The sequence below is a fragment of the Knoellia aerolata DSM 18566 genome, assembly GCF_000768695.1.
In the GTDB taxonomy this organism is placed as follows: Bacteria; Actinomycetota; Actinomycetes; order Actinomycetales; family Dermatophilaceae; genus Knoellia; species Knoellia aerolata.
In genome coordinates, this window is record NZ_AVPL01000002.1 from 171022 (window position 1) to 197937 (window position 26916).

27 protein-coding genes are annotated in these 26916 nt (G+C 71.9%); 19 read left to right on the forward strand and 8 right to left on the reverse strand.

Annotated features, from left to right (window positions below):
* The first annotated feature begins 260 nt into the window (after window positions 1-260).
* Window positions 261-635, forward strand: a complete 375-nt coding sequence (locus N801_RS02030) for a hypothetical protein (RefSeq protein ID WP_035932280.1) — start codon at window positions 261-263, stop codon at window positions 633-635.
* Window positions 636-847: 212 nt separating this feature from the next.
* Here N801_RS02030 and N801_RS02035 read toward each other — a convergent pair whose 3' ends face one another.
* Genes N801_RS02035 through N801_RS02045 form a run of 3 tightly spaced genes read right to left on the reverse strand, consistent with a single transcriptional unit; the run spans window position 848 to window position 3179 of the window.
* Complete coding sequence (locus N801_RS02035; protein ID WP_245618163.1) at window positions 848-1195, reverse strand: DUF3054 domain-containing protein; 348 nt, start codon at window positions 1193-1195, stop codon at window positions 848-850.
* Window positions 1196-1199: 4 nt separating this feature from the next.
* Window positions 1200-2189, reverse strand: a complete 990-nt coding sequence (locus N801_RS02040; RefSeq protein WP_035932282.1) for a ribose-phosphate diphosphokinase — start codon at window positions 2187-2189, stop codon at window positions 1200-1202.
* A 9-nt stretch (window positions 2190-2198) separates the two neighbouring features.
* Window positions 2199-3179, reverse strand: coding sequence for an alpha/beta hydrolase (locus N801_RS02045; RefSeq protein WP_035932283.1), 981 nt, complete (start codon window positions 3177-3179; stop codon window positions 2199-2201).
* Window positions 3180-3271: 92 nt separating this feature from the next.
* On the opposite strand from N801_RS02045, the gene dop reads away from it, so the two are divergent.
* The 4 genes from dop to prcA are packed head-to-tail and all read left to right on the forward strand — an operon-like array spanning window position 3272 to window position 6684.
* Window positions 3272-4798 carry a depupylase/deamidase Dop gene (dop, locus tag N801_RS02050; RefSeq protein ID WP_035932284.1) on the forward strand — a complete coding sequence of 509 codons (1527 nt, stop codon included), beginning with the start codon at window positions 3272-3274 and terminating at the stop codon, window positions 4796-4798.
* 52 nt (window positions 4799-4850) lie between these two features.
* Window positions 4851-5042 carry a ubiquitin-like protein Pup gene (locus N801_RS02055; protein WP_035932286.1) on the forward strand — a complete coding sequence of 64 codons (192 nt, stop codon included), beginning with the start codon at window positions 4851-4853 and terminating at the stop codon, window positions 5040-5042.
* Window positions 5039-5878, forward strand: coding sequence for a proteasome subunit beta (gene prcB / locus N801_RS02060; protein ID WP_035932287.1), 840 nt, complete (start codon window positions 5039-5041; stop codon window positions 5876-5878). The genes N801_RS02055 and prcB overlap by 4 nt, the downstream gene beginning before the upstream one ends.
* A complete protein-coding gene (prcA, locus tag N801_RS02065; protein ID WP_035932288.1) occupies window positions 5875-6684 on the forward strand; it encodes a proteasome subunit alpha in 810 nt (269 codons plus the stop codon). The genes prcB and prcA overlap by 4 nt, the downstream gene beginning before the upstream one ends.
* Window positions 6685-6744: 60 nt before the next feature.
* On the opposite strand, the gene N801_RS02070 is transcribed toward prcA, so the two are convergent.
* A complete protein-coding gene (locus tag N801_RS02070) occupies window positions 6745-7383 on the reverse strand; it encodes a peroxiredoxin (RefSeq protein WP_035932289.1) in 639 nt (212 codons plus the stop codon).
* 125 nt (window positions 7384-7508) lie between these two features.
* Here N801_RS02070 and pafA point away from each other — a divergent pair, with 125 nt between their 5' ends.
* From pafA to N801_RS02085, 3 genes are read left to right on the forward strand one after another with little or no spacing between them, the layout of a single operon-like run.
* Window positions 7509-8870, forward strand: coding sequence for a Pup--protein ligase (pafA, locus tag N801_RS02075; protein WP_035932291.1), 1362 nt, complete (start codon window positions 7509-7511; stop codon window positions 8868-8870).
* A 57-nt stretch (window positions 8871-8927) separates the two neighbouring features.
* Window positions 8928-9866: an FKBP-type peptidyl-prolyl cis-trans isomerase gene (locus N801_RS02080; protein WP_052112508.1), complete on the forward strand. Its 939-nt coding sequence runs from the start codon at window positions 8928-8930 to the stop codon at window positions 9864-9866.
* Window positions 9867-9913: 47 nt separating this feature from the next.
* Complete coding sequence (locus tag N801_RS02085) at window positions 9914-10297, forward strand: FKBP-type peptidyl-prolyl cis-trans isomerase (protein WP_035932292.1); 384 nt, start codon at window positions 9914-9916, stop codon at window positions 10295-10297.
* On the opposite strand, the gene N801_RS02090 is transcribed toward N801_RS02085, so the two are convergent.
* Window positions 10284-11387, reverse strand: a complete 1104-nt coding sequence (locus N801_RS02090; RefSeq protein ID WP_439330529.1) for a DUF3866 family protein — start codon at window positions 11385-11387, stop codon at window positions 10284-10286. The two genes, N801_RS02085 and N801_RS02090, sit on opposite strands and share 14 nt — an antisense overlap.
* A 31-nt stretch (window positions 11388-11418) precedes the next feature.
* Here N801_RS02090 and N801_RS02095 point away from each other — a divergent pair, with 31 nt between their 5' ends.
* The 6 genes from N801_RS02095 to N801_RS02120 all read left to right on the forward strand — a co-directional run bounded on the left by N801_RS02095 (window position 11419) and on the right by N801_RS02120 (window position 18260).
* Window positions 11419-12408, forward strand: coding sequence for a helix-turn-helix transcriptional regulator (locus N801_RS02095; RefSeq protein WP_035932293.1), 990 nt, complete (start codon window positions 11419-11421; stop codon window positions 12406-12408).
* Entirely contained in the window at window positions 12408-13379 is a 972-nt protein-coding gene (locus tag N801_RS02100; protein ID WP_035932294.1) for a helix-turn-helix transcriptional regulator, read from the forward strand. Before N801_RS02095 ends, N801_RS02100 begins: the two co-directional genes overlap by 1 nt.
* A 34-nt stretch (window positions 13380-13413) precedes the next feature.
* Entirely contained in the window at window positions 13414-13725 is a 312-nt protein-coding gene (gene tatA / locus N801_RS02105; protein ID WP_035932295.1) for a Sec-independent protein translocase subunit TatA, read from the forward strand.
* 80 nt (window positions 13726-13805) lie between these two features.
* Complete coding sequence (gene tatC, locus N801_RS02110) at window positions 13806-14576, forward strand: twin-arginine translocase subunit TatC (protein WP_035932296.1); 771 nt, start codon at window positions 13806-13808, stop codon at window positions 14574-14576.
* 20 nt (window positions 14577-14596) lie between these two features.
* The gene (locus tag N801_RS02115) at window positions 14597-15469 is read left to right on the forward strand and encodes a diacylglycerol/lipid kinase family protein (RefSeq protein WP_035932393.1); all 873 of its coding nucleotides are present in this window, start codon (window positions 14597-14599) and stop codon (window positions 15467-15469) included.
* A 10-nt stretch (window positions 15470-15479) separates the two neighbouring features.
* Window positions 15480-18260 carry a DEAD/DEAH box helicase gene (locus N801_RS02120; protein WP_035932297.1) on the forward strand — a complete coding sequence of 927 codons (2781 nt, stop codon included), beginning with the start codon at window positions 15480-15482 and terminating at the stop codon, window positions 18258-18260.
* Window positions 18261-18403: 143 nt separating this feature from the next.
* On the opposite strand, the gene N801_RS02125 is transcribed toward N801_RS02120, so the two are convergent.
* On the reverse strand, window positions 18404-19348 hold the full coding sequence (locus tag N801_RS02125) for a 5'-3' exonuclease (protein WP_035932299.1): 945 nt from the start codon (window positions 19346-19348) through the stop codon (window positions 18404-18406).
* A 212-nt stretch (window positions 19349-19560) separates the two neighbouring features.
* Between N801_RS02125 and N801_RS02130 the strand changes: the two genes are divergently transcribed.
* Both N801_RS02130 and N801_RS02135 read left to right on the forward strand, forming a co-directional pair.
* Complete coding sequence (locus N801_RS02130) at window positions 19561-19983, forward strand: Lrp/AsnC family transcriptional regulator (RefSeq protein ID WP_035932300.1); 423 nt, start codon at window positions 19561-19563, stop codon at window positions 19981-19983.
* 61 nt (window positions 19984-20044) lie between these two features.
* Window positions 20045-20464 carry a hypothetical protein gene (locus N801_RS02135; RefSeq protein WP_035932301.1) on the forward strand — a complete coding sequence of 140 codons (420 nt, stop codon included), beginning with the start codon at window positions 20045-20047 and terminating at the stop codon, window positions 20462-20464.
* Here N801_RS02135 and ybaK read toward each other — a convergent pair.
* The gene (gene ybaK, locus N801_RS02140) at window positions 20461-20955 is read right to left on the reverse strand and encodes a Cys-tRNA(Pro) deacylase (RefSeq protein WP_035932302.1); all 495 of its coding nucleotides are present in this window, start codon (window positions 20953-20955) and stop codon (window positions 20461-20463) included. The genes N801_RS02135 and ybaK overlap by 4 nt on opposite strands.
* A gap of 64 nt (window positions 20956-21019) precedes the next feature.
* The gene (locus N801_RS02145; protein ID WP_035932303.1) at window positions 21020-22474 is read right to left on the reverse strand and encodes a KamA family radical SAM protein; all 1455 of its coding nucleotides are present in this window, start codon (window positions 22472-22474) and stop codon (window positions 21020-21022) included.
* Window positions 22475-22560: 86 nt separating this feature from the next.
* On the opposite strand from N801_RS02145, the gene kdd reads away from it, so the two are divergent.
* The 3 genes from kdd to N801_RS02160 are packed head-to-tail and all read left to right on the forward strand — an operon-like array spanning window position 22561 to window position 26896.
* Entirely contained in the window at window positions 22561-23631 is a 1071-nt protein-coding gene (kdd, locus tag N801_RS02150) for an L-erythro-3,5-diaminohexanoate dehydrogenase (protein WP_035932304.1), read from the forward strand.
* A gap of 17 nt (window positions 23632-23648) precedes the next feature.
* Window positions 23649-25709 (forward strand): phosphate acetyltransferase, encoded by a 2061-nt coding sequence (gene pta, locus N801_RS02155; RefSeq protein WP_035932306.1) that lies wholly within the window; start codon window positions 23649-23651, stop codon window positions 25707-25709.
* Entirely contained in the window at window positions 25706-26896 is a 1191-nt protein-coding gene (locus N801_RS02160; protein WP_035932308.1) for an acetate/propionate family kinase, read from the forward strand. Before pta ends, N801_RS02160 begins: the two co-directional genes overlap by 4 nt.
* The last annotated feature ends 20 nt before the right edge of the window (window positions 26897-26916 follow it).

Consider the following 26916-nt stretch of genomic DNA (forward strand, 5'->3'; position numbering starts at 1 on the left):
AGCCGGCTCCCCGAGCCCGACGATCGCCCACACCAGCCAGTACGTCGGCCCACTTTCAGTTCGAGAGGTCACGACACCCCGTATGCCGGGTGCGCACCCGGGGTGTCGTGACCCCTCGTCCGGCTGGGTCGGCCTCGACCGCAGCATCGGCGTGGCCTTTTCCGGTCCTGCGCACCGGGCCCTTCGGCCCTGACGGCCGACAGGAACGACTGGTCGGATGGGTGTCGGATGGGACTGTCCGGTGGAGAGGAGGCACACCGATGACCGTGGTGCGGGTCGTCGTCGGAATCCTGCTCCTGGCGCATGGCCTGGTGCACCTGCTGTACCTGTTCCCGGATGTGGCCGAGTTCTCCACGCAGCGGTCATGGCTGGTTCCCGAGGGGGCCCGCCGCCCCGTCTCGTTGGCGCTCATCGCGGCCAGCATCGCGACGTCGGCCATGCTGGCGCTGTCCGTGTGGGGTCTGCCCGGGCTTGCCGACGCGTGGCCGGTCTGGGCCGTCGTCGCGGGGACCCTGTCGCTCCTCCTGCTCGTCGCCTACTGGGACACCCGCCTCGTCGTTGGGGTGGCGATCGACGCCGCGCTCATCGCGGCCGGCATCGTGCAGCCGGCGTGGCTCCAGGACATGCTGACCTGACTCTCCCGGTCCTCAGCAGCTCTGGGTGCCTCCGGGACCGCCGTCAGGCGATGACGCGGGCAAGGAGGGCGACGGGGCGGCATACGGCAGCGTCCGCAACGTTGGTCGCGAACCCAGCCAACACTGCGGACGCAACGGGACCGGCATACGGCAGCGTCCGCAACGTTGGTCGCGAACCCGGCCGCCATTGCGGACGCAACGGGGCGGCGGCGTCAGGCGACGAGGCGGGCGACGAGACGCCAGCCGAGCATCGTCACGGCGAGGAAGACCGTCGCGACGCCGATGAACGACGGCGCGGTCCCGGTTGTCGCCAGCTTGCGGAGCAGCATACCGACGACCACGGTCGACACCAGGACGACGGCGCCGAACTGCCACGACCAGGGCGACCCGTCCAGGGTGAGGCTCCCGACGAGGTAGCCGGCCGCGGTGCCGCAGAGGAACGGGGCGGCAGTCTCGAGCACCCCGCCCAGGGTGATGCCGTGGGCGTGCGAGCGCCGGCCGACGAGCGCGAAGACGAGGACGGCGACCAGGTCGAGCGCCGGAGCGAGGAGGCGGCTCACGCCCTCAGCCACCGACCCTGTCGAACAGCGAGCCCTGCGGTGGGGCGTGGGTCGGGTCGACGCCGTCGAAGAGGATGCTCACGGACTCGCCCGCGTGGATGCGCTTGATCGCCTCGGCGAACAGTCCCGACACGGTGCGCACCTGGAGCTCGGGCCACCGGCCCGGGGCGGGGACGGTGTCGGTCGTGACGATCTGGCTCACCATGGGGTGGCCCCGGAGCCGTTCGACGGCGTTGCCGGAGAAGAGGCCGTGGGTGCAGGCCACGGCTGCCTCGGTCACGCCGAAGTCGGCGAGGCGGTCGAGGAGCTCGACGATGGACCCGCCGGTGGCGATCTCGTCGTCGAGGACGATGGCCCGCTTGCCGCGCACGTCACCGACGATCGAGTCGATGACGACCTTGTCGTCGCTCTTGCGCTGCTTGCTGCCGGCGGCCACGGGGAGCCCGAGCAGGCGGGAGAACTGGGTGGCCTCCTTGGCGTTGCCGAGGTCGGGCGAGACGACGACCGAGTTCGAGAGGTCCGTGCCGCGGAAGTGGTCGGCCAGCACGCCCAGCGCCGTGAGGTGGTCCACCGGGACGGAGAAGAAGCCGTGCACCTGGGGTGCGTGCAGGTTCATCGTCAGCACCCGGTGCGCGCCCGCGGTGGAGATGAGGTCGGCGACGAGCCGGCCGCCCAGGGAGATGCGCGACGCGTCCTTCTTGTCCGACCGGGCGTACGCGTAGTGCGGGATGACGGCGGTGATCTGCGCGGCCGAGGCGCCCCGGGCGGCGTCGATCATGAGGAGCAGCTCCATGAGGTGCTCCTGGGTGGGCGGCACGAGCGGCTGCACGATGTAGACGTCGCGCTGGCGGCAGTTGGCGAGCAGCTGCGCCTGGAGGCAGTCGTTGCTGAACCGCTTGATCTCGGTCTGGGACAGGGGGACGCCGAGCTGGTCGCAGATCTGTGCGGCGAGGGCGGGGTGGGCACTTCCGGAGAAGACGACGATCTCGCGCATGCTGAGACCCTAGGCCAGACCGGTTCCGAGGTGATGACGCAGTTCACTGACGAGCTCCCAGCGGTGCTGCCGGCCGGCGGCACTCGCCCCCGGGAAGCTCGCGAACCCGTGCGGCACCTGCAGGTAGTTCGTGAGCCGGGTCTGAACCCCCGCGGAGCGGAGGGCCGCGGCGTACCGGGTGCCGTCGTCCCGGATCGGGTCGAGGTCGGCGGTCTGGATCAGCGCAGGCGGGAGGCCTGCGAGGTCGCCGAACAGCGGCGACATCAGCGGGTTCTCGAAGTCCCGGGCGGGGGCGTACAGCTCGCGGAACGCGAGGATCGAGTCGCGGGTGAGGATCGGGGCGTTCGGGTGCTCGTCGATCGAGGGGGAGGCCATCGTCAGGTCGGTCGCGGGGTACAGCAGCGCCTGGTGCCGGATCCAGTCGGTGCCGGCGTCCCGCACCACCTGCGCGACCACGGCTGCGAGGTTGGCCCCCGCGGAGTCGCCGCAGACGGCCATCCGGTGCGCGTCGGCCCGGAGCACGTCGGACTGGGCGGCCAGCCACGTCGTCGCGTCGACCGCGTCGAGGGCCGCGGTCGGCGCGGGGTGCTCGGGGGCCAGCCGGTAGTCGACGCTGACGACGACGGCGCCGACCTCGGCGGCCAGGTGGGTGCACAGCGGGTCGTAGTTGACGACGTTGCCGAGCACCCAGCCGCCGCCGTGGAAGTACACGATGACGGGCACGTCGGCCTGCGCGTCGCGGATCGCCCGCGGCCGGTAGATCCGCAGCGGGATCTCGTAGCCGTCGCGCGCCGGTGCCGTCCCGAAGGTGATGCCCACCGCCCGGTCCACGCCGCCCAGGACCCAGGAGAAGGGACGGCGGGTCGGGTGGGTGCTCGCCCGGGCCTCGTGCCGCTGCTCCTCGCTCATGTCCTCGACGGGCACCCGCAGCCGGTCGATGAGGGCGACCGCTGCGGTCGTGACCGGTGACATCCCGCGGTAGCTGCGCATCCGACGAGTATGCCGAGGGCTCACCGTCGCGGGGACGTGCGGCATGGTTGGCTTGCGTCCATGACGCCTCCCTCGGCCACCGCGGTCGCCCGATGACGGTCCGCCGGGTGATGGGCATCGAGACCGAGTACGGCATCTCGGTCCCGGGGTCGCCCACCGCCAACCCGATGGTGCTGTCCGGCGACGTCGTGACGACATATGCCGCGAGCCGGGGCATCCGTCCCGCGCAGGCCTCGTGGGACTACGCCGACGAGGCGCCGCTGCGCGACGCCCGCGGCTTCGACATGGGGCGGGGCGCGGCGCACGCGTCCCAGCTCACCGACGTCGACGACCCGACGATGGCCAACGTCGTGCTGACCAACGGCGCCCGCCTCTACGTCGACCACGCCCACCCGGAGTACAGCTCGCCCGAGGTGACCAACCCGCGGGACGCGGTCGTCTGGGACAAGGCCGGCGAGCTCGTCATGCGCGAGGCCGTGCGGCGGCTGGCCAGCGTCCCGCCCGGAGTCAACCTCTACAAGAACAACACCGACGGCAAGGGTGCCTCCTACGGCACCCACGAGAACTACCTCATGTCGCGCCGGACGCCCTTCACGCGGATCATCTCCCGGCTCACGCCCTTCTTCGTCGTCCGCCAGGTCATGTGCGGCTCCGGACGGGTCGGTATCGGCGTCGAGTCACGCACCCCGGGCTACCAGCTCGCTCAGCGCAGCGACTTCTTCGAGACCGAGGTCGGCCTCGAGACGACGCTCAAGCGGCCGATCATCAACACCCGCGACGAGCCGCACGCCGTCGCCGACCTCTACCGGCGGCTGCACGTCATCCTCGGTGACGCGAACCACTGCGACGTCTCCAACCTGCTCAAGCTGGGCTCCACCTCGCTGGTCCTGGCGATGATCGAGGACGACGCGTTCACGACCGACCTCGCCGTCGCGTCCCCGGTGCGCACGTTGCACGCCGTGAGCCACGACCCGACGCTGCGCTCGACCATCGAGCTCGTGGACGGGCGATCGATCCGGCCGGTCGAGCTGCTGCGGCGGTTCCACGAGCTCGCGGCGGACTACGTGCAGGACCGGTGGGGCGCCGACGTCGACGCCGACACCACCGAGGTCATGCACTGGTGGGACACCGTGCTCACGGCGCTCGAGGGCGACCCGATGGACGCGCGCCGCTGGGTCGACTGGGTGGCCAAGCTCTCGGTGCTCGAGGGCTACCGCGACCGGGACGCGCTGAGCTGGGGCGACCCACGCCTGCGGGCCGTCGACATCCAGTGGTCGGACGTGCGGGCCGACCGCGGGCTCGCCCACCGGCTCGCTGCGACCGGGCGGGTCGAGGTCCTCGTGCCCGAGGCCGAGGCTGCCGTGGCCATGGACCAGGCGCCGGAGGACACCCGGGCCTGGTTCCGAGGTGCGTGCCTGCGCAAGTTCCCCGAGTCCGTCGTCGCGGCGTCGTGGGACTCCGTCGTCGTCGAGGTGCCGGGGGAGCGCACCCTGCAGCGCATTCCCATCCTCGAACCGCTGCGCGGCACCCGTGCCGCCGTCGGCGACCTCGTCGACGGGGCGCCCGACATCCGGTCGCTCCTCGCGTCCCTCGCCGCGGCTGACGGACGCGCCGACTAGGCTCGAACTCCCAGGCACCTCGCGGTGCCTTCGCCGACACGAGGAGGAGCCCATGGCCGGCCAGGAACAGATCAAGCCCGGGCGCCGTGACGACGGTCCGGACGACGCCCCCGAGCCCGTCGCCGCCCCCGCGGCGCAGGTGTCGGACACCGAGATCGACGACATCCTCGACGAGATCGACGGGGTCCTCGAGACCAACGCCGAGGAGTTCGTGCGCGGGTTCGTCCAGAAGGGCGGCCAGTGACCCCGGTCTCCGAGGGTGGCCTGCCCGCCGCCTACCTCCGCACGGGGTCGTCGTCGTTCACCGACTTCGTCGCCGAGCACGAGCCCAGCCTCATCCCGTCCCGCCGCGGACTCCCGCCCGGCGCGACGATCGACGCCCCCCACGGCACGACGATCGTCACGCTGTCCTTCGACGGCGGGGTCCTCATGGCGGGTGACCGCCGCGCCACGATGGGCAACATCATCGCGAACCGCGACATGGAGAAGGTCTTCGCGACCGACGAGTACTCCGTCGTCGGCATCGCCGGTACGGCTGGGCTCGCGATCGAGCTCGTCCGCCTCTTCCAGGTCGAGCTCGAGCACTACGAGAAGATCGAGGGCGCCCTCATGTCACTCGAGGGCAAGGCCAACCGTCTCGCCTCGATGATCCGCGGCAACCTCGGGATGGCCATGCAGGGGCTCAGCGTCGTCCCCGTCTTCGCCGGCTTCGACCACCACGACGCGACCGGCCGGATCTTCTCCTACGACGTCACGGGCGGCTGCTACGAGGAGCACGACCACCACAGCGTCGGCTCCGGCTCGCTCTTCGCCCGCGGCGCGCTCAAGAAGCTCTACCGGCCGGACATGGATGCCGACGAGGCGGTCCGGGTCGCCGTCGAGGCCCTCTGGGACGCCGCCGACGACGACTCCGCGACCGGTGGGCCCGACGTCGGCCGCCGCATCTGGCCGACGGTGGGCATCGTCACGGCCGAGGGCGCGCGCTTCCTCGCCGACGACGACGTCGCCCCCGTCGTCGACGCCATCCTCTCCCACCGCCGCGGCAACCCCGGCGGCCGACGCGACGGAGGTGCCTCATGACCGCCGGTATGCCGTTCTACGTCTCGCCCGAGCAGCTCATGAAGGACCGGGCCGACTTTGCCCGCAAGGGCATCGCGCGCGGTCGATCCGTCCTCGTCCTCGGCTACGACCACGGCATCGCCTTCGTCGCCGAGAACCAGTCGCGAAGCCTGCACAAGATCGGCGAGATCTACGACCGCATCGGGTTCGCGGCCGTCGGCAAGTACAACGAGTTCGAGAACCTCCGGGTCGCCGGTGTGCGCTACGCCGACCTGCGCGGCTACTCCTACGACCGCAGCGACGTCACGGCTCGCGGCCTCGCCAACGCCTACGCCCAGACCCTCGGCTCCGTGTTCACCCAGGAGTCGAAGCCCTACGAGGTCGAGATCGTCGTGGCCGAGGTCGGCCGTGACGCCGACGGCGACCAGATCTACCGGCTCACCTACGACGGCTCCGTCGCCGACGAGCGCGGCCTCGTCGCGATGGGCGGGGCCTCGGACCAGATCGAGGAGCGGCTCACCGAGAAGTGGCGTCCTGGCCTCAGCCTGGCCCAGGCGCTCCGCCTCGCCGCCGAGGGACTGGCCCACGACCCTGCGGGCGGACCCGACCGCGAGCTCGGCCCGGAGTCCCTCGAGGTCGCCGTCCTCGACCGCACCCGGCCCCGGCGCACGTTCCGCCGGATCAACGCCGACCTGCTCGGCCAGCTCCTCTCCGACGAGGACCCGACCGACGACGTGCCCCCGGTCGACCACGACAGCCCCCGGCAGGCCGCGAGCAACCCCCAGACCCAGCGTCACGGCGACGAGCCGGCGCCCGACTCCGACTAGGCCGCCGGGGGCGCCCGCCGGCGGACCGGGGCAGGACCGAGCCCCACGTCGCCCGCCGACTCAGGTCGTGGTGGGGGCGTTGGCGTACCGGAGGTAGGGCGTGACCTCCTCGACGTCCACGAAGCGCTCGCGGGCATCGGCGGTCGAGACGGTCGGCGCCACGATGACGCGCTCGCCCGGCCTCCAGTCCGCCGGGGTCGAGAACGGACCGGAGTCGTTGACCTGGAGGGCGTCGAGCGCCCGCAGGACCTCGTCGAAGTTGCGGCCCGCGCTCTTGGGGTAGGTGAGGGAGAGGCGCACCTTGCCCTTGGGGTCGATGAGGAACACCGAACGGACGCTCGAGGTGTCGCCCTCGCCGGGGTGGATCATGTCGTAGAGCTCGGCGACCCTGCGGTCCTGGTCGGCGACGATCGGGTAGGTCACGGCGGCGCCGCCGACCTCCTCGATGTCGCTCTTCCACGCGTGGTGGTCGTCGATGGCGTCGACCGAGACGGCGAGCACCTTGGCGTCGCGCCGGGCCCACTCGTCCTTGAGGGCGGCAACCCGACCGAGCTCGGTGGTGCAGACGGGGGTGAAGTCGGCCGGGTGGCTGAAGAGGACTGCCCAGCCGTCGCCCTTCCAGTCGTGGAAGCTGATCTCACCCTCGGTGGTGTCGGCGGTGAAGTCGGGGGCGTGGTCGCCGAGACGCAGCGTGGCCATGGGACGGTCCTCTCAGAGATAACAGGATGTTGCCTGACGCCAAACATGCCGTTAAGTGTCGAGGGTGGGTACGAGCGTTCCGGATGCTGGACGCCGACCCGGGGCGTCGTGACTAGGGTTGCCCCATGGAGCGACGGATCTTCGGGATCGAGAACGAGTACGGGATCACCGCCTCGTCCGACGGCCAGCGCACCCTGACCCCCGACGAGGTGGCCCGCTACCTCTTCCGCAAGGTCGTCGCGTGGGGCCGGTCGAGCAACGTCTTCCTCGCGAACGGCTCGCGTCTCTACCTCGACGTCGGCAGCCACCCCGAGTACGCCACGGCCGAGTGCGACTCCCTGCGCCAGCTCGTCGCGCACGACCGCGCGGGGGAGCGGATCGTCGAGGGCCTCGTCGCCGACGCCCAGGTCCGCCTGCGCGAGGACGGCGTGGCCGGCGACATCTACGTCTTCAAGAACAACACCGACTCGGCGGGCAACTCCTACGGCTGCCACGAGAACTACCTCATCGGCCGGGCCGGCGACTTCCAGGTCTTCTCGGACGCGCTGCTGCCCTTCCTCATCAGCCGCCAGATCACCTGTGGCGCAGGCAAGCTCGTGCGTACCTCCAAAGGCGTGGAGTATGCCGTGAGCCAGCGCGCGGACCACATCTGGGAGGGCGTGTCGTCGGCGACGACACGCAGCCGACCGATCATCAACACCCGGGACGAGCCGCACGCCGACGCCGAGCACTACCGGCGCCTCCACGTCATCGTCGGCGACTCCAACATGAGCGAGACGACGACGATGCTCAAGGTCGGCTCGTGCGACCTCGTGCTGCGGATGATCGAGGACGGGGTGGTCATGCGCGACCTCACGCTCGAGAACCCCATCCGCGCGATCCGCGAGATCAGCCACGACATGACCGGGCGGCGCACCGTGCGCCTCGCCAACGGCCGTGAGCTGAGCGCCCTCGACCTGCAGCGCGAGTACCTCGCCGCTGCGACGGCATACGTCGACCGGGAGGGGGCCCGCGACCCGGACCACAAGACCGTCCTCGATCTCTGGGAGCGCACGCTCGACGCGGTCGAGAGTGGCAACCACTCGTCGGTCGACACCGAGATCGACTGGATGATCAAGTACAAGCTCCTCGACCAGTACGCGACCAGGCACGGCATGGGGATGGACCACCCGCGCCTGGCCCAGATCGACCTCGCCTACCACGACATCGACCGGCGCCGGGGCCTGTTCTACCTGCTCCAGGCGCGGGGGAGGGCGGCTCGCGCCGTCACCGACCCGGAGGTGTTCGAGGCGAAGGTCAAGCCGCCCCAGACCACCCGGGCCAAGCTGCGCGGCGACTTCATCCGGGCGGCACAGGAGCACCGGCGCGACTTCACCGTCGACTGGGTGCACCTCAAGCTCAACGACCAGGCCCAGCGCACCGTGCTCTGCAAGGACCCGTTCCGCAGCGAGGACCCCCGGGTGGAGCGGCTGATCTCAGGGATGTGACAGGTCCTGTGGTTATGGTGGAGCCTTCCCCCACCCCGCTCGATCTGAGGTACTCCTGTGTCCCGCGCCCGTTTCGCTCCCCTCGCCGCCGCCCTGACGATGGGCCTGGTCGCCCTCGTCGGCTGTGGCGAATCATCCGGCGACACGCCTGCCGCCGCGGGCCCCCTCGCCCAGGTCAAGGTCGAGGGTGGCGCCGCCAGCGAGCCGAAGGTCACCATCGCCCCGACCCCGCTCAAGGTCACGGAAGAGGTCAAGCGGGTCATCACCGAGGGCGAGGGGACGCCCCTCGGTGCGAGCGACCTCACCGCCGTGCACGTCCAGATCGTCAACGGCACCGACGGCAAGGTCGCGACGAGCACGTGGAAGGACAACCAGACGCTCGGCATCGACCTGTCCGACCAGCAGATGCTGCCGATCCTCACCAACCAGCTCAAGGGCGCCAAGCCCGGCTCCCGCCTGCTGCTCGCCGCCCCGTCCGCCGACGTCTTCGGGCCGCAGGGCAACACCGGCCTGGGCCTCAAGGCAGAGGACCCCGTCGTCTTCGTCGTCGACGTCATCAAGGCCTCGCCGTCCCTCAAGGAGGCCGAGGGTGCCGCCGTCGCACCGAAGGCCGGGCTCCCCACCGTGACGATGAACCCGGGCAAGGAGGCGACGATCACCATGCCGAAGGCTGCGCCGCCCACCACCCTCGTCACGCAGCCGCTCGTCACGGGCAAGGGCGCCAAGGTCGCGACCGGCCAGACCGTCCGGGTCGCCTACACCGGCGCGCTCTGGGGCAGTGGCAAGGTCTTCGACTCCAACGCCACCGGCTTCACGACCGCCATCGGTGTCGGCCAGGTCGTCCCGGGCTGGGACAAGTCGATCGTCGGCCAGACCGTCGGAAGCCGACTGCTCCTCGTCGTCCCCCCGGCCGACGGCTACGGCGCCCAGGGCCAGGGTGAGATCAAGGGCACCGACACCATGGTGTTCGTCGTCGACATCCTCGCCGCCGTCTGATCCGCACCACCCGTCCGCACGACCGTCACCCGAGAGGACCCCACCCCATGGGCTTCGACCCGAACACGACCCGCCCCGAGATCGACTTCCCGGGCGAGGTCCCCACCGAGCTCGTCATCGAGGACCTCACCGTCGGTGACGGCGCCGAGGCCACGTCCGGCTCCACCGTGTCCTGCCACTACGTCGGTGTCGCGCACTCCACCGGGGAGGAGTTCGACGCCTCCTGGAACCGCGGCGAGCCCCTGACCTTCCGCCTCGGCGTGGGCCAGGTCATCCGCGGCTGGGACGACGGCATCGCCGGGATGAAGGAGGGCGGCCGTCGCCGGCTGCACATCCCCAGCGACCTCGCCTACGGGGAGCGCGGCGCCGGCGCCGTCATCGCGCCCGGCGAGAGCCTCGTCTTCGTCGTGGACCTCGTCAGCGTTCGCTGACCCGCTGTGCGGCGCACACTCCCGCGACGGCACTGAGGACGAACGCGGCGAGGTCCTCCTCGAGGCCCCGACCCATCGTCGACAGCCGCACCGGGCTCTGTCGCAGCGCGTCCAGCACGCCCTCCGTGCCGATCTCGACGACGTCGAGGTCGGCACGGCTGCGTGCGGCCAGCTCCGTGGCCTGCCGGCGGACCAGCGCCGCGAGCTCACCCCCGCCCGCGAGGACCGGCACGATCGCGGCGGAGAGCAGCGCATCCCCGTATGCCGTCGTGCTGTGGTGTGAGATCCCGCGGTGGCGTGGGCGGTGGTCGCTTCCCGACACGCGCAGGGCAGCGATCGAGGTGCCGCCCAGGACGTGGGTGGCGTGCAGCGCCTCGGCGGCCGCGACGCCGGAGTAGCCCCAGCGGGTGCCGGTGCCGACGTTGCCGGGCCCCTGCGCGACGACGGTGACGTCGGCACCCACGACGTGACGGGCGGCAAGCAGCCCGCTGTGCAGGGACACGGCCTCGTGGTCACCGCCGAAGGCCTGGCCGACCGTGAGGGTCGCCGCGAGCCAGCCGGCCTCCGCCAGCCCGGCCACGGCGCGGGAGAACGCGATCGGCAGCGCTCCTCCGTCGGTCATGACGTAGGCGACCCGGGCGTCCGGGCGGGCGAGCCGCACGCCGGCGATGACCGCCGGCAGCGCCGAGTGGAGGTCGCAGACGACGACCGGCATCCCGTCGAGGGACTCGGCGTCGAGCAGGACGTCGTGGTGGATGCTGTCCTGCTCGTCCACGGCGAGGAACATCTGCTGTTGGGGGGTGTAGCGCGCCTTGACGATGTGGCCCAGGGACTCGGGTGCGTCGTCCGGCAGGCGGTCCGGGATCGCCACGACGAAGGCCAGGCCTCCCGTGCCCAGCCCCTTGAGCAGGGCCGAGGCGTTGAGGATCACCCGGTCACCCGGCTCCGGTCGCCCGACCATCCCCGTGTAGGCGAGGGCGCGCACCTCCGACCCGGTCCCGTCGGGCGAAGCCAGCCTCACGGCATACTCCACCGCTCCCGGCCACTCCCGGATTGTCTCGACGACCGCGCCCTCGCGCCACTGCATCACACCGCGCAGGCTATCGAGTAGCGTCGCAGCCATGAGCGCAGCGACGGGCACGGCCGCCAAGACCGAGCGCCTCCTCAACCTCGTGCTCGTGCTCCTCTACACCCGGCGGCCGCTGTCCAAGGCGCAGATCCGCACGCTCGTGCCCCAGTACGGCGCGACCGCGTCGACCGAGGCCTTCGACCGGATGTTCGAGCGTGACAAGGACGAGCTGCGCGGTCTCGGCGTGCCGCTCGCGACCGAGGAGATCGACGCCTTCCACGAGGACGAGCCCGGCTACCGGATCAACCAGCGCGACTACGCCCTGCCCGACATCGACTTCGAGCCCGACGAGCTGGCCGTCCTCGGCCTCGCCAGCCGCAGCTGGGCGCACGCCTCGATGGCCGGCCCCGCGGCCGAGGCCCTGCGCAAGCTGCGTGCGGCCGGCGTCGAGCGCGACGAGGGCGCCCTCATCGGCATCGAGCCGCGGCTGCGCACGACCGAGCCGGCGTTCGAGGCGGTCAAGGACGCGGTGCTGAGCCGCACCCCGATCACGTTCGACTACCGCCGCCCGGAGGGGAGCGAGACCCGGACCCGCAACGTGCAGCCCTGGTCGCTCGTCCAGTGGCACGGCCGCTGGTACCTCGCCGGGCACGACCTCGACCGCGAGGACACGCGGGTCTTCCGGCTGTCCCGGATCGACGGCCGCGTCCGCACGGCTGGGCGCGCCGGGTCGTTCGAGGTGCCCGCCGACCACGAGGCCCGGGTCCTCGTCGAGGGCTCTGACGCGGGCGGCGAGGTCCGCCCGGCGCGGGTCCGCGTCCGGCCGGGTGCCGCGCACAGCCTCCGCCGCCGCGCGACGGCCACCGCCGAGACCGACAGCGGGTGGTCGGAGCTGTCCGTCGACTTCCACGACGTCGACGGGTTCGCCGCCGAGCTGGCCGGCCACGGGGACGCCGTCGTCGTCGTCGAGCCGCCCGAGCTCCTCGACCGCGTCCAGCGGCACCTGCGGGCCACCCTCGCGGCGCACGAGGCGAGGGCCTGATGGCCGTCGAGACGGCGACGAGCCGCCTGACCCGCCTCCTGACGATGGTCCCGTGGCTCGTCAACCGCCAGGGGATCGAGCTCGAGGAGGCCGCGCGCGGCCTCGACGTCACCGTCGAGCAGCTCGAGTCCGACCTCAACCTGCTCTTCCTCTGCGGCTACGGGCAGATGCCCGACGAGCTCATCGAGGCGGACTGGGAGGGGGGCCGCGTCTTCGTGGGCAACGCCGACGCGATCTCCCGACCCCTGCGCCTCGGGGTGGACGAGGCCGTGACCCTCATCGTCGGGCTGCGCACGCTCCTCGACGTCCCCGGGCTCACCGAGCGTGACGCCATCGAGCGCGCCCTGGCCAAGCTCGAGGCGGCCGCCGGCACCTCGGCGGAGCCGGCGGCCCGCGTGTCCGTGGACCTTGCGAGTGCGGGGGTCGACGACGTCGTCCTCGCCCGCGCCAGAGAGGGAGTCCAGCGCCACCGGCGGCTGCACCTCACCTACCACGTGCCCGGGCGCGACGAGTCCACCGAGCGCGACGTCGACCCGATGCGGGTCATCGCCGCCGACGGCTTCTGGTACCTCGAGGGCTGGTGCCACCGTGCCGTGGGGGTCCGGGTCTTCCGGCTCGACCGCGTGGAGGCCCTCACGGTGCTCGACGAGGACGGCACCCCACCCGAGGGGGTCTCGCCGCGCGACGTCGGCGACAGCATCTTCAGTCCCACCGAGGACGACCTCGTCGTCACGTTGCGGCTCCTTCCGGGCGCGCTGTGGGTCAGCGACTACTACCCCGTCGAGTCGTCGAGCGACGCCGCGGACGGGTCGCGCACCATCACCCTCCGGACCGCCGACACGGCCTGGCTGGAGCGGCTCGTCCTGCGCCTCGGCGGCCACGCCGTCGTCGTCTCACCCCCCGACCTGCGGCAACGGGTGGCCGACCGGGCGCGCGCAGGCCTGGCTCCGCGCACCCACGACGTAGACTGACCGCAGACCTCTCATCGGAAGAAGGCTCAGCATCATGCTTCGCAACTTCGGCGCCCCCGAGATCATCATCATCGCGGTGCTTCTCATCGTCATCTTCGGGTGGAAGCGCCTGCCCGACGCGGCGCGCAGCCTCGGTCGCTCGGCTCGCGTCTTCAAGTCCGAGGTCGACGAGATGAAGAACGACGGCAAGGACAAGAAGCCCTCCGAGACCGTCACCGGTGAGACGGTGCGTCGTGACGCCGATGTCGACCCGACGGCCCCCCGCGGTACCTCGCCGATCGTCGAGGACACACCCCGCACCGACAACCTCTCGGGCGAGCAGTCCGGCGACCGCAAGATCGTCTGACCTCTCGTCCCATGGCCCGCGTCGCGAGACCCGGTCGTCCTCGGCTGCCTCGACGGCGCGAGCGTGACCCCGAAGGCAGGATGTCGCTCGGCGACCACCTGCGGGAGTTCCGGCGGCGCATCCTCATCGCGGCGGTCACCGTGCTCGTCGCGGCAATCGCCGCCGGGCTGAACTACGAGCGGATCTTCACGTTCCTCGCGGCGCCCTTCAACGACTACAAGCGGTCCAACCCGGCGAGCACGATCAGCCTCAACTTCGGCGAGGCGACCTCGGCCTTCTCCAACCTCATCACGCTGTCGGTCTTCGTCGGAGTCCTCGCGGCCAGCCCGGTCTGGCTCTACCAGGCATGGGCCTTCGTCGTTCCGGGCCTGACGAAGAAGGAGAAGCGGGTCTCGCTGGCCTTCATCGCCGCGACCGTCCCGCTGTTCCTCGGTGGCTGCCTGCTCGGCTACGTCGTGCTGCCGCAGTCGCTCCAGCTCCTCTACGGCTTCTCCCCGTCGGGCACCTCGAACATCCAGCAGGTGTCGGCCTACTTCTCGTTCGTCACCCGCTTCATCCTCGTCTTCGGTGGCGGGTTCCTCTTCCCTGTCTTCCTCGTCGCCTTCAACGCGGTCGGCATCCTGCCCGCGCAGAAGATGATCAAGGGGTGGCGCGTCGCCGTCGTCCTCATCTTCGTGTTCGCGGCCGTGGCCACCCCGACCGCCGACCCGATGACGATGTTCCTGCTCGCGGCGCCCCTGATCCTCCTGTACTTCGTCGCCTACGGGATCGCCCGCCTCATCGACCGTCGTCGCGAGAAGGCTCGGCCGGACTGGCTCGAGACCTCGGACGACGAGGCCTCGGCCCTGTGACCGCGTCGCTGCGCGTCGGCATGGTCATCAACCCGACCGCCGGCAAGAACACCGGTGCCCGGATCGGTCGGGAGGCGGCCACGTTCCTCGCCGCCGCGGGCCACGACGTCGTCGACCTGTCGGCCATGGACGGGGCCCACGCCCTGGAACGCGGGCGAGCCGCCATCGCCGACCACGCGGTCGACTGCATCGTCGTCGCCGGGGGTGACGGCATGGTCCACCTCGGCGTCAACCTCGTCGCCGGCACCGACATCCCGCTCGGCATCATCGCCTCGGGCACCGGCAACGACAACGCCCGCGAGCTCGGCCTGCCCGTGCGTGACGCCGTCAAGGCCGTCGAGCGCATCACGCACGGCGGGACCCGCCGCATCGACGCCATCCGCCACGTCACGCCCAGGGGTGAGGACCGCTGGTTCGCGGGTGTCCTCGCGGCGGGGTTCGACGCCATCGTCAACGAGCGCGCCAACGGCTGGCGATGGCCCAAGGGGCAGATGAGGTACAACCTCGCGATCCTGCGCGAGCTCGGCGTCTTCCGGCCGATCCCCTACGTCATCGAGATCGATGGGACGCGTCACGAGACCAGGGCGATGCTCGTCGCGGTCGCCAACGGGCCGTCATACGGCGGGGGCATGCGGGTGGTGCCGGCGGCGTCCTACGACGACGGGCTGCTCGACGTGCTCGTCCTCCACGAGGTGTCCACCCCGACCCTGCTGCGCGTCTTCCCGAAGGTCTTCTCGGGCGCCCACGTCGGTCACCCGGCCGTCGAGATCCTGCAGGGCCGTCGCGTCCGGCTCGAGGCGACGGGGATCGTCGCGTACGCCGACGGGGAGCGCTTCGGACCGCTGCCGATGGAGTGCGAGGTCGTCCCGGGCGCCGTGACCGTCCTGACGTAGCCTGAGCCGCATGAGCACTCCGGGGCCACATCTCGCGGCATTCACGGCCTCGTTGGAGTTCCCTCTCGACGACTTCCAGGTGCAGGGGTGCCAGGCGGTCGAGGCCGGGCGGGGCGTCCTCGTGGCCGCACCCACCGGCGCCGGCAAGACCATCGTCGGCGAGTTCGCCGTGCACCTGGCCCTCGCCACCGGCCGCAAGGCGTTCTACACGACGCCGATCAAGGCCCTGTCGAACCAGAAGTACCACGACCTCGTCGCCATCCACGGTGTCGACCGGGTCGGCCTGCTCACCGGCGACTCGTCGGTCAACGGCAACGCCCCCGTGGTCGTCATGACCACCGAGGTGCTGCGCAACATGGTGTATGCCGGCAGCTCCACCCTCACGGGTCTCGGCTTCGTCGTCATGGACGAGGTCCACTACCTCGCCGACCGCTTCCGGGGCGCCGTCTGGGAGGAGGTCATCATCCACCTGCCGGAGTCGGTGCAGGTGGTCTCGCTGTCGGCGACCGTGAGCAACGCCGAGGAGTTCGGTGACTGGCTCGCCGAGGTGCGCGGCAACCACGCCGTCGTCGTCTCGGAGCACCGTCCGGTGCCGTTGTGGCAGCACATGCTCGTGGGCAGCTCGATGTTCGACCTCTTCGTCGACGAGACGGCCGAGCCCCGGGAGGACGGGTCGACCCCGCGGGTCAACCCGGACCTCGTCCAGGCGATCCGCTCCGCCGAGCAGCGCCGCGTCGACGACGGCTGGGTGCGGGGCAGCACCCGTGACAACGGTCGCGGTCGCCACGCGCTGCCGGAGCGCGGGAACGGCTCGGGTGGACGCGAGCAGCGCGGGTTCGTCCGCGGCGGACGACCCGGTGGGGGAGCGACCCGCGCCGAGGTCATCGCCCAGCTCGACCGCGACGGTCTGCTGCCGGCCATCACGTTCATCTTCAGCCGCATGGGCTGCGAGGGTGCGGTCGGACAGCTGCTCGCGGCCGACACCCGGCTCATCCCGCAGCGTGAGGGCGACCGCATCCGTCGCCACGTCGAGGAGCGCATGGGCGCACTCGCCGACGAGGACCTCGGTGTGCTCGGCTACTGGGACTTCGTCGAGGGCCTCTCGCGCGGCTTCGCCTGCCACCACGCCGGGATGCTGCCGCTGTTCCGCGAGATCGTCGAGGAGCTCTTCACCGCCGGTCGGATCCGGGTGGTGTTCGCGACCGAGACCCTCGCCCTCGGCATCAACATGCCGGCCCGGACGGTCGTGCTCGAGAAGCTCGTCAAGTTCAACGGCGAGACGCACGCCGACGTCACACCGGCCGAGTACACCCAGCTCACCGGCCGCGCCGGACGACGCGGCATCGACATCGAGGGTCACGCCGTCGTGCAGTGGAGCCGGGGGCTGGACCCGCTCGCCGTCGGCGGTCTCGCCTCGACCCGGACCTACCCACTGCGCTCGAGCTTCCGCCCGACCTACAACATGGCCGTCAACCTCGTCGCGCAGGTCGGCCGCCAGGTGGCGCGCGAGATCCTCGAGACCTCGTTCGCGCAGTTCCAGGCCGACCGGGCGGTCGTCGGGCTCGCCACCAAGGTGCGCCGCAACGACGAGGCTCTCGAGGGCTACGCCGAGTCGATGCACTGCCACCTCGGCGACTTCCGGGAGTACTCCGGGCTGCGCCGCGCCATCGCCGACGCTGAGAAGGACGGCGCCAAGAAGCGGTCCGCCAGCCGCCGGGCCGAGGCCGCGGTCAGCCTCGACGTCCTCAAGGTGGGTGACGTCATCAAGGTGCCCGCCGGCCGGCGGTCGGGGTGGGCCGTCGTGGTCCAGGCGGCGAGGTCCGGCAAGGGCGCGCCCAGCGGACCGGGGGTCGTCACCGAGGACCGGCAGTTCCGCCGGCTGACCCACGTCGACGTCCCCGTGCCGGTCGAGGCCGCCACCCGCATCACCGTGCCCAAGCACTTCAACCCCAAGTCACCGAAGTCGCGCCGCGACCTCGCCACGACGATGCGCATCGCGGTGCCCCACGACCCGCCGCCGAAACGGGTCAAGGAGCGTGCCGCGGAGGCCGCCCAGGAGAGCGACCGCATCGACCACCTGCGCCGCGAGCTCAAGGCGCACCCCTGCCACCAGTGCCCCGAGCGGGAGGACCACGCCCGCTGGGCCGAACGCTGGTACCGCCTGAGGCGCGAGACCTCCGGGCTCCAGCGCAAGGTCGAGGGCCGCACCAACTCGGTCGCCCGCACCTTCGACCGCATCTGTGTCGTGCTCACCGACCTGGGCTACCTCGACGCCGAGGGCGCCGTGAGCGATCGTGGCGAGCGGCTGCGACGCCTCTACACCGAGCGGGACCTCCTCGCCGCCGAGTGCCTGCGAGCCGACATCTGGAAGCGCCTCGACGCGGCCGGGCTCGCTGCCTGCGTCTCGACCCTGGTGCACGAGCCGCGCCACGAGCAGGCCGACCCGTCACCGCGGATGCCCACGGACGACGTGGCCGTGGCGGTCGCCGAGATGCAGCGCCGGTGGAGCGAGCTCGACGACCTCGAGGAGGAGCACGGCCTCGAGCGGACCGACGCGCCCGACGGCGGCATGGCGTGGATGGTGCACCGGTGGGCCAGCGGCGAGGGGCTCGACGCCGTGCTCCGCGGGAGCGACATGGCGGCCGGTGACTTCGTGCGCCGGTGCAAGCAGATCGTCGACCTGCTCGGCCAGATCGGCGACGCCGCGCCCGACAGCGAGCTGCGCCGCACCGCCCGCAAGGCGATCGACGGGGTGCGGCGAGGTGTCGTCGCGGCCGACCGGCTCGACTGACCGTCCCCAACTCGCCAATTCCCCCGTTGGGCACACGACACGCCGCCGGCCGCCCAGTCGCGGAGGCCCTGACCGTCCCCAACTCGCCCATTCCCCCGTTGGGCACAGGACACGAGGCCGCGCGCCCGGGGTCCCGGGCCCGGTCAGGGGATCTGGAGGGCCGCGAGGACGCGGTTGATCGGGTTCGTGACGCCGTACGTCGAGGCCAGCTCGCTCAGCAGGCGCGTGTCCGCCACCGCGGTCGGCAGCGTGATGTCCACGTCGGCCACGGGGGCGTCCCGGGCGACCCGGACGACCCGGGGGGCCACGTCGAGGTAGGCGCTGGCCGCCTCGAGGTGGGTCCGCCGCGCGCCCTTGATGGCCGGGTCACCGTCGGCGACGGCTTTGCGCAGCCCGGCCAGGGACCCGTATGCCGCGATGAGCTGTGCCGCGGTCTTGTACCCGATGCCCTTGACGCCGGGCAGGCCGTCACTGGTGTCGCCGCGCAGGATCGACATGTCGGCGTAGGCGTCGCCGTCGGGGACGGCGTACTTCTCCTGCAGGTACGCCTGCGTCCCGATGTCGGGCTCACGCACCCCGCCCTTGCCGGTGTAGAGGACGCGGACCCGGTGCGCGTCGTCGATGAGCTGGAGCAGGTCGCGGTCGCCGGTGACGACGTCGATCGCCATCGACCCGCGGTGGCGCTCCACGAGGGTGCCGATGACGTCGTCGGCCTCGAAGCCCGGCGCCCCGAGGCGGGGGATCCCGAGGGCGGCCAGAGCGTCCCGGATGAGGGGGACCTGGGGGGTGAGGTCGTCGGGGGACTCCTCGACGACGTCGCTGCCCTCGGTGAGGCGGTGGGTCTTGTAGGTCGGGATGAGGTCGACCCGGAACTGCGGACGCCAGTCGTCGTCCCAGCACGCGACGAGGTGCGTCGGCCGGTGCGCGTTGACGAGGGTCGCGATCATGTCGAGGAAGCCGCGCAGCGCGTTGGTCGGGTGCTCGTCCGCGGAGTCCCGCTGATCCGGTACGCCGAAGAACGCCCGGAAGTAGAGCGAGGCGGAGTCGAGCAGGAGCAGCTTGTCAGCGGGGCGAGACGTCGACGACATGAGCCCGAGGGTATTGCACCGTCCTCGTCAGAAAGCGCCGGTCACCGAGCCGGCGACCCGCACGCCGACCGACGGAGCGAGCAGGCCGGTGACCGCGACGGCGACGGTGCTCACGGAGGCGGGTGCCACACGCGCCCCGCGGGGGGCTGCCGGGCGGTGTGTCGGCTGCGGTCATGACGAGCATCGTGCCCCGTGTGACTAGGGTTGGCGACGTGGAGGACCTGGACCGCAAGATCGTGGAGCAGCTCTCGAGCGACGGGCGGATGAGCTACACCGACCTCGGCCGGGCGCTGGGCATGTCGACGTCCGCGGTGCACCAGCGCGTCCGTCGGCTCGAGAAGCGCGGCGTCATCAAGGGCTACACCGCCCGGGTCGACCACGCCGCCGTCGGGGTGGCGATGACCGCCTTCATCTCGATCACGCCGCTGGATCCCGCCGCGCCCGACGACATCCCGGAGCGGATCCGCGACCTGCACGCCGTCGAGGAGTGCCACTCGGTCGCGGGCGACATGAACTACATCCTCAAGGTGCGGGTGGCCACGCCGCTCGAGCTCGAGGAGCTGTTGGCCCGCATCCGGGCCGCGGCCAACGTCTCCACCAAGACGACGGTCGTGCTCTCCACTCCCTGGGAGTAGCGCCGCGCCCCCCTGTGGAAAAGTCCGCAGCGACCCCGACGGTCTTCGGCACGATCGGTCCATGACCTTCCACGACCTGCCACCGCACTCCCGCGACCTGCCCCTCGACGACCCGACGCTGCGGAGCGACCTCGTCGACCTCGTCGTCACGCTCGCTGCCAGGGAGGGTGGGTGCGTCGCCCTCCTCCTCCTCGACGGCGACCACCTCTGCACGACACCGATCCTCGTCGAGGAGATGGGCGTCCCCGACGCCTCGAAGGTGCACCAGGTGCTGCGCACGTTCCTCGGCCAGTTCGACGTCCCAGCGGTGGTGGTCGCCATCGGCCGCCCGGGGCAGGGACTGTTCACCGACGACGACCGAGCCTGCCACCAGGCCGTGGTCGAGGTGTGCCGGGAGCAGGACATCACCCTGCTCGGCACCTACCTCGCCTCCGACAACCACGTCCGCGAGATGCCCGACCACCTGCGCGTGGCGTCCTAGCGAGCGATCGGTGCCATCACCGCACGGGTCAGGCTGACGAGGTCGTCGGGTGACAGCTCGAGGTCGAGCCCGCGTCGCCCCCCGGAGACCAGGACGGTGTCGTGGGCGCCCGCCGAGCTGTCGAGCACCGTCGGCAACGCTCTCCTCTGCCCGATGGGAGAGATGCCGCCGACGACGTAGCCCGAGCTGCGTTCCGCCGCAACGGGATCGGCCATCGAGACTCGCTTTGCGCCCAGCGCCGAAGCCATCGCCTTGAGGTCGAGCTGCCGGTCCACGGGCACGATCCCCACCGCCAGGCCGGGACCGGTGTCGACGAGCAGCGTCTTGAGGACGCGAGCCGGCTCCACCCCCAGTGCCTCGGCGGCCTCGAGACCGAACGACTCCGCCGCAGGATCGTGCTCGTAGGCGCGGACGGCATACGCGATCCCGGCACGGGTCAGCGCGACCGTCGCCGGGGTGCCCACCGAGCCACCGCGGTCCTTGCGTCCCATGACGCGAGGGTATGCCGTCGGGTCACCCGCGCGTGGCGAAGGGCCCTCGGCCGGACCGCGCCGTTCAGCCGAGGTCGCGCACCGACGCGTCGCGGCTGGCCACGGCACCGGCGAGGGCAGCGGCGTGCACCTCGTCGACGTCGGTGTTGGAGCGCCACCAGTCCTGTCCGGCCTCGGGGAGGGTGTAGATCGGGTCGTAGTAGACGTACTCGCGCGACAGGGCGGACGCGTCCTCACCCTCGATCGAGGTGCGGTAGTTCTTGCGCCAGAACGACATCCCCTTCTCGCGGTCGTAGCTGTCGACCTGGTGGACCCAGCGCTTGCCGACGAACGGCACGTCGCAGACGATGCGCGGGGTGGCGAAGCCGGGGAGGTAGCCCATGATCGTGTGCTGCAGGTGCTGGGCCTCGTGCAGGGCCAGCCGCCAGTGCTCCGAGAACGGGATCATGTCGCACATGTAGAAGTAGTACGGCGTGATCATCGCCTCGTCCTGGAGGGCGAAGCAGAGGTCGAGCAGGTCCTCGCTCGTGTCGTTGACGCCGCGCATGAGCACGCCCTGGTTGCGGACGTCGCGCACGCCCGCGTCGAGCATCGCCTTCGAGGCCGCCGCGACGAGCGGCGTGACCGACTGGGCGTGGTTGACGTGGGTGTGGATGGCGAGCGAGACACCGCGCGAGCGGGCCAGGGCCGAGACGCGGGCGACGCCCTCGACGACGTCGTCCTGGAGCCAGTGCTGCGGCAGCCCCATGAGCGCCTTCGTCGCGAGCCGGATGTCGCGGATGTTGTCGATCCGCAGGAGCTTGTCGAGGAATCCCTCGAGGTTCTTCCACGGCATGTTGGCGACGTCGCCACCGGAGACGACGACGTCGCGCACCTGCGGCGTGCGCTGGAGGTAGTCGAGCATCGCGGCGTGGCGGTCGACCGGCTTGCCGGCGAGCTTGAGCTTGAGCACCTGGGGCGTGGAGTTCCCGACGAGGTCCATGCGGGTGCAGTGGCCGCAGTACTGCGGGCACGTCGGCAGCATCTCGGCGAGCACCTTGGTGGGGTAGCGGTGGGTCAGGCCCTCGACCGCCCACATGTCGTGCTCGTGGAGGCTGTCGCGGGCCGCGAACGGGTGCGAGGCCCAGTCGGTGCGGCGGTCGCTGAAGACGGGGAGCATGTAGCGGCGCACCGGGTCGGCGAGGAACGCCTCGGTGAACGCGGCGCCGGCGGCGGGCATGGAGCCGTCGGCCCAGCTCATCTCGCTCACCATCGTGTTGAGCATCTGCGGCGGGACGAGCATCGACATCGTCGCCCGCTCGGCCTGGTCGCGCTCGAGGTCCTCGTAGAACGCGTCGGTGAGCAGGTCGCCCATGAGGGTGCGCAGCTGCGCGACGTTCTTGACGCAGTGGGCGCGCTGCCACTGGGCGCTGGCCCAGTCGGTCGCGGTGACCGCCCGCCATCCGGGGAAGCGGGTCCAGTCGGGCTCGACGAGCTCCCGCTGCCGGTAGACGTAGGGCTGCTCGATGTTCGTCGTCATGCATGCGAGGATACGGACAGATCGCCCGCTCGTCACATTCCTACCGCAATATTTGTTGCCGCGTGTCGCCAGACAGGAGAACTTGCGTGTCCGTCCCGCCCAGCGTCGTCTCGTCCCCACTCGGGGTGCACCGCGTCGTCGACCCCGCGGGGGCCTCCCTCCCGCAGGCCGCGCGCGTCCTCGACACCCGGGCGGAGATCTGGCCGGACGAGGTGCGCATCGACGTCGAGACCCTCAACCTCGACGCCGCCTCCTACCGCCAGCTGCACGACAAGCACGGCGGCGACGGCGCGGCGATCCGCGCCGAGGTCCTCGAGATCGTGGGGGAGCGGGGCAAGATGCAGAACCCCGTGACCGGCAGCGGCGGCATGCTCATCGGCACGGTGGCCGAGGTCGGCCCGCAGTCCCCGCTCGGGCTCCGCCCGGGTGACCGCGTGGCCACGCTCGTCTCGCTCTCGCTCACCCCGCTCTCGATCACCGACGGCCTCGAGCGGTGGGACGGCCGGGGCGAGCGGGTCCCCGCGCGCGGCCACGCGATCCTCTTCGGCCGGTCGATCGCCGCGATCCTGCCCGAGGACCTGTCACCCGAGCTCGCGCTCATGGTCATGGACGTCTGTGGCGCGCCGGCGCTCGTGTCCAGGACCGTCACGTCGTATGCCGTCCGCCCCGGTCGGGGGGACGACGTCTCGGTCGTCGTGCTCGGGGGAGCGGGCAAGTCCGGCTCGCTCTCGCTGGCCGCCGCCGCGGACGCGGGGGCCACCCGTCGGGTCGCGGTGGTCCGCGACGAGGCGGAGGCCGAGCTGCTGGGCGGCACGGGCCTCGCGACCCACGTCGTCGTCGCGGACGCCCGCAACCCGCTGGGCCTGGCCGAGGCGCTCGCGGGCGCCGGGGGACCCGCCGACCTCACGGTCGTCTGCGTCGACGTCACCGGCTGCGAGCAGCCCGCGATCCTCGCCACGCTCGACGGCGGCACCGTGATCTTCTTCTCGATGGCGACGAGCTTCGCCGCCGCCGCCCTCGGCGCCGAGGGCCTGGCGGCGGACGTCACCATGCTCGTCGGCAACGGCTACGTCCCCGGCCACGCGGCATACGCGGTGGACCTGGTGCGGCGCGACGCCTCGGTGCGGGCCCTGTTCGAGAGCCGGCTCCGCGAGTAGCAGGGTAGTTTCGCGGTGTGGCGACGAGCATCTACATCGCGGGTACCCAGGCACGCTCCGGCAAGTCAGCGGTCGCCGTCGGCCTGCTCGAGCAGCTGAGTCGACGCGCCGGTCGCGTGGGGGTGTTCCGGCCGATCGTGCGCGCAGGGGAGCCCGACGAGCTCGTCCGGACGCTGCTGGCGCGGCTGCCCGGCACCCAGTCGGTCGAGCAGGCGTGCGGTGTGACCTACGACGACCTGCACGACGCCCCCGAGCGCGCCATGGGGGCGATCGTCGACCGCTTCCACGACGTCGCGCGTGAGCACGACGTCGTCCTCGTCGTGGGCTCGGACTTCACCGACGTCGCGGCCCCGACCGAGTTCTCCGTCAACGCGGCGGTGGCCGCCAACCTCGGGTCCCGCCTGCTGCTCGTCATCCCCGCCCACGGACAGGCGCCGTTCGAGGTGGCCACGACGGCGGAGATGGCCGTCGCCGCGGCCCGGGGGGTCCACGCGCACGTGACCGGCGTGGTCGCCAACCAGGTGGAGCCGACCGTGCTGGCCGAGGTGAGGTCCGCGGTCGCGGAGCGGGTCGGCGTGCCCGTGCAGGCCCTGCCCGAGACCCCCCTGCTGCGGGCGCCCACCGTCAAGGACCTCATGGACGCCTGCTCCGGCCGGCTCGTGCACGGGGACCCCGCGTCGCTGGACCGGGAGTGCATGGGCCTCGTCGTCGCCGCGATGACGATGCCGCACGTCCTCGACCGCCTCATCGAGGGAGGCGTCGTCATCGTGCCCGGCGACCGCGAGGACGTCGTCATCGGCGTGCTGCTCGCGCACCGGTCCAAGACGTTCCCGAGCCTGTCCGGGATCGTCCTCAACGGCGGCTTCCCGCTGCCCCCGCAGGTGGAGCGGCTCATCGAGGGGCTCGACGTCGTCCTGCCGGTCATCGCCACCGACGGCGGCACCATGGCCACCGCGAGCAGCCTCGGGGCGGCGCGCGGGCGCCTCACCCCGGAATCCACCCGCAAGCTCGGCGCCGCCGTCGCCATGGTCGAGCGCGGGCTCGACGCGGAGGCGCTCCTCGGGCCGGTCGCGACCACGGGTGGCGGGGCCGTCACGCCGCTGATGTTCGAGCACCGCCTCGTCGACGCAGCCCGCGCGTCGCACGCGCACATCGTCCTGCCCGAGGGCGCCGAGGACCGGATCCTCCTCGCCGCCGACACCGTCCTCGCCCGGGGCATCGCCCGGCTCACCCTCCTCGGTGACGAGGACACCGTGCGCGCCCACGCCGCCCGGCTCGGGGTGGACATCGCCGCGGCGGAGATCATCGACCCGGCCACCAGCCCCCTGCGAGAAGGCTTCGCGGCCGAGTACGCCGAGATCCGCGCCCACAAGGGCGTCACCCTCGACCAGGCGCGTGACCGGGTGATCGACCCGTCGTACTTCGGGACGATGATGGTCCACCAGCGGCTCGCCGACGGGATGGTCTCGGGCTGCATCACCACCACGGCCCACACGATCCGCCCCGCGCTCGAGATCGTGCGCACCGCACCGGACGTGTCGGTGGTCTCGAGCGTCTTCCTCATGTGCCTGTCCGACCGCGTCCTCGTCTACGGGGACTGCGCCGTCAACCCCGACCCCACCGCCGAGCAGCTCGCCGACATCGCCATCTCCTCCGCCCGCACGGCGCAGGGCTTCGGCATCGAGCCGCGGGTGGCGATGCTGTCCTACTCGACGGGGGAGTCGGGGACGGGCGCCGACGTCGAGAAGGTCCGGGCCGCCACGGCGCTCGTGCACGAGCGGGCGCCCGAGCTGCTCGTCGAGGGACCCATCCAGTACGACGCCGCCGTCGACCCCCACGTCGCCGCGGCCAAGCTCAAGGACAGCCCCGTGGCCGGGCGGGCCACCGTCCTCGTCTTCCCCGACCTCAACACCGGCAACAACACCTACAAGGCCGTGCAGCGCAGTGCGTCGGCCGTCGCGATCGGTCCGGTGCTCCAGGGCCTCAACCGACCGGTCAACGACCTGTCGCGCGGCGCCCTGGTCCGCGACATCGTCAACACGGTGGCCATCACCGCGGTCCAGGCCGGCGCCCGATGAGCGACCCGAGACCCGTCCTCGTCGTCAACGCGGGGTCGTCCTCGCTCAAGTACCAGGTGCTCGACGCCGACACCGGGATCACCGCGGCGACCGGCCTCGTCGAGCGGATCGGCGGGCCCGGGCGGCTGCGGCACACGACGCAGGGCGAGAGCCACGAGCAGGACGTCACCTGCCGCGACCACACCGAGGCCCTCGACGCCGCGCGGGCGGCGCTGCGGGAGCACGGTCCCGACCTCGGCGGGCTGGGGCTCTTCGCCGTCGGGCACCGGGTCGTGCACGGCGGTCCCGACTTCACCCATCCGGTCGTCATCGACGACGACGTCGTGTCCGCGATCCGCGCGCTCGTCCCGCTGGCGCCGCTGCACAACCCCGGCAACCTCGAGGGCATCCGCGGTGCGCGGGCGGCCTTCCCGGACGTCCCGCAGGTCGCCGTCTTCGACACGGCGTTCCACCAGACCCTGGCGCCGGAGGCGTACACGTATGCCGTCCCGGCGCCGTGGCGGGAGCACCACAGGGTCCGCCGCTACGGCTTCCACGGGACCTCCCACCGCTACGTCTCCGGGCGCACGGCCGAGCTCCTCGGGCTCGCCCCCGAGGAGTGCAACGTCATCGTGCTGCACCTCGGCAACGGGGCCAGTGCCTGTGCGGTGCGCGGCGGCCGCAGCGTCGACACCTCGATGGGCATCTCCCCGCTCGAGGGGCTCGTCATGGGCACCCGCTCGGGGGACGTCGACCCCGCCCTCGGCGCCTACCTGGGGCGGGTCGCGGGGCTCGACGCGACGGCCTACGACGAGGCGCTCAACAAGGCGAGTGGCCTCAAGGGGCTCGCCGGTGTCTCCGACCTGCGCGAGGTCGAGGACCGCCGCGCCGCCGGCGACGCCGACGCCATGCTCGCGTTCGACGTCATGGTGCACCGACTGCGCAAGTACGTCGGGGCGTATGCCGTCCTCCTCGGCCGGGTCGACGCCATCGCGTTCACCGGAGGGATCGGGGAGAACAGCAGCGCGGTGCGCTCCGCGGTGCTGTCCGGGCTCGAGGTCCTCGGGGTCGAGCTCGATCCCGGGGCGAACGACTGCCGTGGCATCGAGCGGCGGGTCACGACCGCGCAAAGTCGGGTCGCGGCCTGGGTCGTGCCGACCGACGAGGAGCTCGAGATCGCCCGCGCCTGCCTGGCCCTGCTGGGCTGACCACGCGGGCAGGCTGTCGA

Bases quoted from the DNA above. Each gene is read 5' to 3' on its own strand.
- N801_RS02100 (WP_035932294.1), top strand. From the start codon at position 12,408: ATGGCCGTCGAGACGGCGACGAGCCGCCTGACCCGCCTCCTGACGATG.
- N801_RS02135 (WP_035932301.1), top strand. From the start codon at position 20,045: ATGACCTTCCACGACCTGCCACCGCACTCCCGCGACCTGCCCCTCGAC.
- N801_RS02095 (WP_035932293.1), top strand. From the start codon at position 11,419: ATGAGCGCAGCGACGGGCACGGCCGCCAAGACCGAGCGCCTCCTCAAC.
- N801_RS02070 (WP_035932289.1), bottom strand. From the start codon at position 7,383: ATGGCCACGCTGCGTCTCGGCGACCACGCCCCCGACTTCACCGCCGAC.
- tatC (WP_035932296.1), top strand. From the start codon at position 13,806: ATGTCGCTCGGCGACCACCTGCGGGAGTTCCGGCGGCGCATCCTCATC.
- ybaK (WP_035932302.1), bottom strand. From the start codon at position 20,955: ATGGGACGCAAGGACCGCGGTGGCTCGGTGGGCACCCCGGCGACGGTC.
- N801_RS02085 (WP_035932292.1), top strand. From the start codon at position 9,914: ATGGGCTTCGACCCGAACACGACCCGCCCCGAGATCGACTTCCCGGGC.
- prcA (WP_035932288.1), top strand. From the start codon at position 5,875: ATGACCGCCGGTATGCCGTTCTACGTCTCGCCCGAGCAGCTCATGAAG.
- N801_RS02030 (WP_035932280.1), top strand. From the start codon at position 261: ATGACCGTGGTGCGGGTCGTCGTCGGAATCCTGCTCCTGGCGCATGGC.
- N801_RS02040 (WP_035932282.1), bottom strand. From the start codon at position 2,189: ATGCGCGAGATCGTCGTCTTCTCCGGAAGTGCCCACCCCGCCCTCGCC.
- N801_RS02160 (WP_035932308.1), top strand. From the start codon at position 25,706: ATGAGCGACCCGAGACCCGTCCTCGTCGTCAACGCGGGGTCGTCCTCG.
- N801_RS02145 (WP_035932303.1), bottom strand. From the start codon at position 22,474: ATGACGACGAACATCGAGCAGCCCTACGTCTACCGGCAGCGGGAGCTC.
- dop (WP_035932284.1), top strand. From the start codon at position 3,272: ATGACGGTCCGCCGGGTGATGGGCATCGAGACCGAGTACGGCATCTCG.
- pafA (WP_035932291.1), top strand. From the start codon at position 7,509: ATGGAGCGACGGATCTTCGGGATCGAGAACGAGTACGGGATCACCGCC.
- N801_RS02055 (WP_035932286.1), top strand. From the start codon at position 4,851: ATGGCCGGCCAGGAACAGATCAAGCCCGGGCGCCGTGACGACGGTCCG.
- N801_RS02125 (WP_035932299.1), bottom strand. From the start codon at position 19,348: ATGTCGTCGACGTCTCGCCCCGCTGACAAGCTGCTCCTGCTCGACTCC.
- N801_RS02115 (WP_035932393.1), top strand. From the start codon at position 14,597: ATGGTCATCAACCCGACCGCCGGCAAGAACACCGGTGCCCGGATCGGT.
- N801_RS02120 (WP_035932297.1), top strand. From the start codon at position 15,480: ATGAGCACTCCGGGGCCACATCTCGCGGCATTCACGGCCTCGTTGGAG.
- N801_RS02045 (WP_035932283.1), bottom strand. From the start codon at position 3,179: ATGCGCAGCTACCGCGGGATGTCACCGGTCACGACCGCAGCGGTCGCC.
- tatA (WP_035932295.1), top strand. From the start codon at position 13,414: ATGCTTCGCAACTTCGGCGCCCCCGAGATCATCATCATCGCGGTGCTT.